Annotated in this window: 1 protein-coding gene; it reads right to left on the bottom strand. The window is 42.2% G+C overall.

From position 1 onward, the window contains the following. The coding region (locus V7K97_RS13105; protein ID WP_334801463.1) for a trifunctional serine/threonine-protein kinase/ATP-binding protein/sensor histidine kinase at positions 1–4810 on the bottom strand (4810 nt) is incomplete at both ends.

Below are 4810 nucleotides of genomic sequence, written 5' to 3' on the forward strand. Positions count from 1 at the left end.
CGGTATTAGATTCATCCAAGGCATCAATAGCATTTGCCAGAATATTCATAAATACCTGATTTAATTGACCAGGGAAGCATTCTATTTGAGGTAAACCACCGTAATTTGTGACCACTTCAATGGCGGGATGTTGTTCGTTAGCTTTTAGACGATGTTTGAGGATGAGAATGGTGCTATCGATACCTTGGTGAATGTCAAATGGTACTTTGTAGTCTTGATCAGCACGGGAGAAAGTACGGAGACTGGTGCTGATATTTTTGAGGCGATCGCACGCCATAGACATGGAATCAATCATCTTGGGCAAGTCTTCTAAAGTATAATCCAAGTCGATTGATTCAGCATGGTCTGTAATTTCATCTCCGGGAGTAGGAAACCTTTGTTCATATAGTTTCAAGTGTTCGATCAGATCGGCAAAGGTAGGTTTAGCAAGTTTTAGACTAGCAGCAATAAAACCGAGGGGATTATTCATTTCGTGAGCTACCCCGGCGACTAAGTTACCCAATGCAGACATCTTTTCACTTTGCACGATTTGTAATTGAGCGCCCTGGAGTTCTTGTAAAGCTGCTTCTAGCTGTTGAGCATTTTCTAGCGATCGCTCATACAATTGAGCATTTTCCAAAGAAATTGCCGCTTGAGCGCAAAGTAAGTTGAGCAGTTCAACGCGATCGCTCGTAAACGCCCCCGCTGCTAAATTATTTTCTAAGTACAAAATACCCAGCAACTTCCCTTGATGTAAAATCGGGCTACACAAGATACTCTGAGGCTGCTGACGCATGATATACGGATCATTGGCTAAAATCGGATCAGCCGTTGCATCAACCAGCACAACAGTCTGCCGATTGTGCTTCACTTTGTAAATCAGCTTCAGGGGAATATCCTGACTGTCTTCAACTAGAAGGCGCTGCAACACGACTGGCTCCGAACCTTCAATAATTGACCCTTTGATTAACAGGCGTTCGTCTTGCAACAGCATGAACACACACTTATCAGCCCCCGCATTTTTGATGACGATCGCAAGCAATGATGAAAGCAGTTTTTCCAGTTCGATTTCCCCTGAGATAGTTTGAGAAGCTTTGAGAATGGCGGCTAAATCGAGAGAGTCAGAGACACTGGAGGAAGAACTAGAAGAACTAGTGTCGCGGACTGTTCCTAATGCGAAGACGGTTTCGTTAACTGAGAAAGGAGTGCGAGTTTGTTGGAGGATAGAAGCCAGAAGTTGAGGATAGCGTCTTTCCAAGTCAGCAACCTTGGCTTTCGCACCCCAGCGAGCATAGCCATAGTAGGCTTCAATCATGTAATCCCCAGCTATGCGCTGTCTGCCCCAGTCGAGGTAGAATTTGGCTGCGAGTTCATTGGCTAGAGCTTCTTCTTGGATATATTCGTTGGCTTTAGCTCCAGATATGGCCAAGTCGTAAAACTCACTGGCTTCTACTTTGTGTCCTAACACTCGACATTTTTCAGCTTCTACCAAATCAACCTTATGCTGATGATTCATGGGAGCATGGTGCGCCCAGTGCTGTAACCGAGTTTGGTTTTGTGCCACCCGCTCTAATGCTATTGATACCTCAACCAACGGTTCATTCAACTGTGCTAGAGCAACCAAAGAATCATAGAGATAAAAAGCAGGTTCCCCGACCCTTCCCGCAGCAACCATTAAATAGTTTCTAATCTCAAGGGCATAATTGTTTGCTAGCTCAATTTCCCCAAACAAAAAGCAAAGGGTCAGCTTATACAAATGGAAGAGATACAACCCAAACAGATCATTCGCAGACCGCAGCCGGGGCAGAAATTCCGTCTCCTGGAAGGCTGACCCAGATAAAATAGTGGGATGTTCCGCCCCACCCAGTAAATTCAAAATAGATTGCCAGTAGATCAGGCAGTAGTTGGCTGATGTGAATTGGTTGATTTGCACCAAACCATTGTAGTAAGTGCGTGTATCCTGCTCCAAGGTGGCAAGGGGCTGACCGCACCAAAAAGAATTGAAACAGAAAAGGTGTCCACTCTGTCCGGCGTATAGCAGGTTTCCAACTTCTAGTCCAGTCGTGTATCCCTCCCTCAAGAGCGGCAAGGTTTCTTTAATGTGAAATTTGCGATGTAGGATAAACGTTGCCCGCAACATAAATACTTGCGGCTTAGTTGTTTTAGCATCAAGTTTTAAGACGACATTCAATGCCAACTGACTAAACTGTGTGGCTAAATCCACATCTTGCAAGAGATTACAAGCAACCATGCTATAGCAAATATAGTTATAAGCCGAAATATCTGTATTTCCATGCCGCAGGGATAGTTTGACTGTTAAAGCAGTCAGGAATGGGAACAAGGGAGAGCCAGAGAGGAAAGCTGCTGGCATGATGCTACTAGCTATCTGGATAATTGTAATCTTGGTTACATCTGTCATCATCGGCAGGTGAGCAAAATCTGCAATTTCCCGATCGTCAATCAGATCATTAATTTCTTGGATTGACTGTTGAATATTCTCTAGTGTTGGTGCTTCGGTCATTGCTACGCCCAACTGTTGCAAAATCTGTGTGCCGATGGCAATGGATTCGGTCAGTTTATTCTGAGAGGTCTTTGCTTGAATTCTAATCCGGTAAACATTGAGCTTTTCCAGTAAAGAGTCTGCATGGGCAATGACCGTCTCAATGAACTGTTCCATCGCCTCAAAGTCACCGCACAGCATTGACAATTCCGCCGCATCGTTATGGAATAACAGCGTCATTTCATATTGTTGCTGCCAAGCTTTTTCTCCCAACAAGGATAACCCAGTGCTGGCATATTCACGCCCTGCTTGATAGGCGGTGGCACTTTTGGCTTTGCGACAGGCGGTGAGATTGAGCCCAGCTAATTCTGCTCGTTCTGTTTGTTGGGTAATTAAAGAAGTTCCGTAATTTAATTGATTGACTATTTCAAAAATCCGGTCTTCTGTTGCTGATGGGGAAATTTGTTGTAAAAGCAGTTGTCCGATTTGGTAATGAGTTGTTTGTTTTTGGTCATTGGGAATCAGAGAATAGGCTGCTTGTTGTACTCGGTCATGTAAAAATCTATATGAAGCTGTCCTTTGTCCTACCCTGTGGGAAGCCGCTAGCGCGTCTATGTCCTTATTTTCTAATGACATAGGCGCAACTCTTGGAGACGCTACGCGTAGCTTGCTTCCCCGTAGGGGTACGCCTTCCCGCAGGGTATGACCAATACTTCGACTACGCTCAGTACAAGTGACTAATGACGAATTTTGATAAAACTTATAAACATCATTAACTGGTAAAATCGACCCTTCTTGTAATGCTTTCCATAAATCCGCAGCCGTTTCGATTTGGGATTGTTCCGAAACAATTGCCAAGGTTGCTAAATCGAACTGGTTGCCAATACAAGCCGCTAACTGCAATATATCTTGAGTTGGCTGAGGCAGTTTTCGTAGTTGAAATGCCATAAAAGCCACAACATCATCTGTAACTGCTTGAGTTGTCACTTGTGCAATGTCACATTGCCAAAAACCTGACTCGCAATCAAATTGAATGATATTTTCTTGATGCAATGCTTTAAGAAATTGAGTGGCAAAAAATGGATTACCTTGAGTTTTTTGAGATATCAATACAGAAATATTCCATACCAAGCTTTCTGGACATTTCAGTGTGTCAGCAACTAATTGATTCACTTGACTTTGACTTAGTGGTGCTAAAGTAATCGTATTAATCGTGAAGAGTGTTTTTTGCATCTCACCCAAAGTCAACATTAATGGATGGGCTGGATTAACCTCGTTATCACGGTACGCACCAATTAACAGCATATAACCTGTATCAGCCATTAAAAGCTGCATTAAGTTCAGCGATGCCGAATCTGACCATTGCAAATCATCTAAAAATATCACTAAGGGATGTTCAAAACTTGTAAAGACTTGGGTGAATTTTTGGAATAATAAATTAAATCTATTTTGTGCAGATGTTCCTGATAATTCTACGGTGGGTGGTTGTTCACCAATAATTCTTGATAATTCGGGTATAACTTCAATAATTACTTGTCCATTTTCTCCTACAGCCTCTAATATTTGGTTTCTCCATTCCTGAATTTGGACATCACTTTCAGTTAATAATTGTCCAATTAAATCTCGGAATGCTTGCACAAATGCACTAAAGGGAATATTTTTTTGAAATTGGTCAAATTTCCCTTTGATAAAATAGCCACGTTGTCTAACAATTGGTTTATGAACTTCGTTGACAATCGCCGTTTTACCAATTCCCGAAAAACCTGCTACCAGAATCATTTCTGTTGCACCTTTGCTTACTCGCTCAAATGCTTGGAGTAGGTTTTCGACTTCGGTTTCTCGTCCATAGAGTTTGTCGGGGATGATGAAGCGATCGCACACATCCCTTTGTGCAATCTCAAAGCCTTTAATTCTACCAGAAACTTGTAGCTGATGTAAACAATTTTCTAAATCAAATTTCAATCCCAAGGCACTCTGATATCTGGATTCGGCATTTTTCGCCATCAATTTCATGACAATATCTGAAATCACCTGGGGAATTTCTTTCCTGTCCCCTAAAAGCGGTGGAAGTTTAGCAATATGAGAGTGTACCAACTCCATTGAGTCATTTGACGCAAAAGGTAACTTTCTTGTAAGTAATTCGTAGAAAGTGACACCTAAAGAATAAAAATCAGTTCGGTAGTCAATCCCCCGATTCATTCTTCCTGTTTGTTCTGGAGAAATATAAGCGAGTGTCCCTTCTAATACATTGGGATTGATTAGTGTTTGAGTTTCCCGTGGTAGTAGGGATGCAATACTGAAGTCAATTAATTTGACTTCTTTTGTTTTGGG

It is taken from the genome of Nostoc sp., assembly GCF_036917815.1.
Taxonomy (GTDB): Bacteria; Cyanobacteriota; Cyanobacteriia; order Cyanobacteriales; family Nostocaceae; genus Nostoc.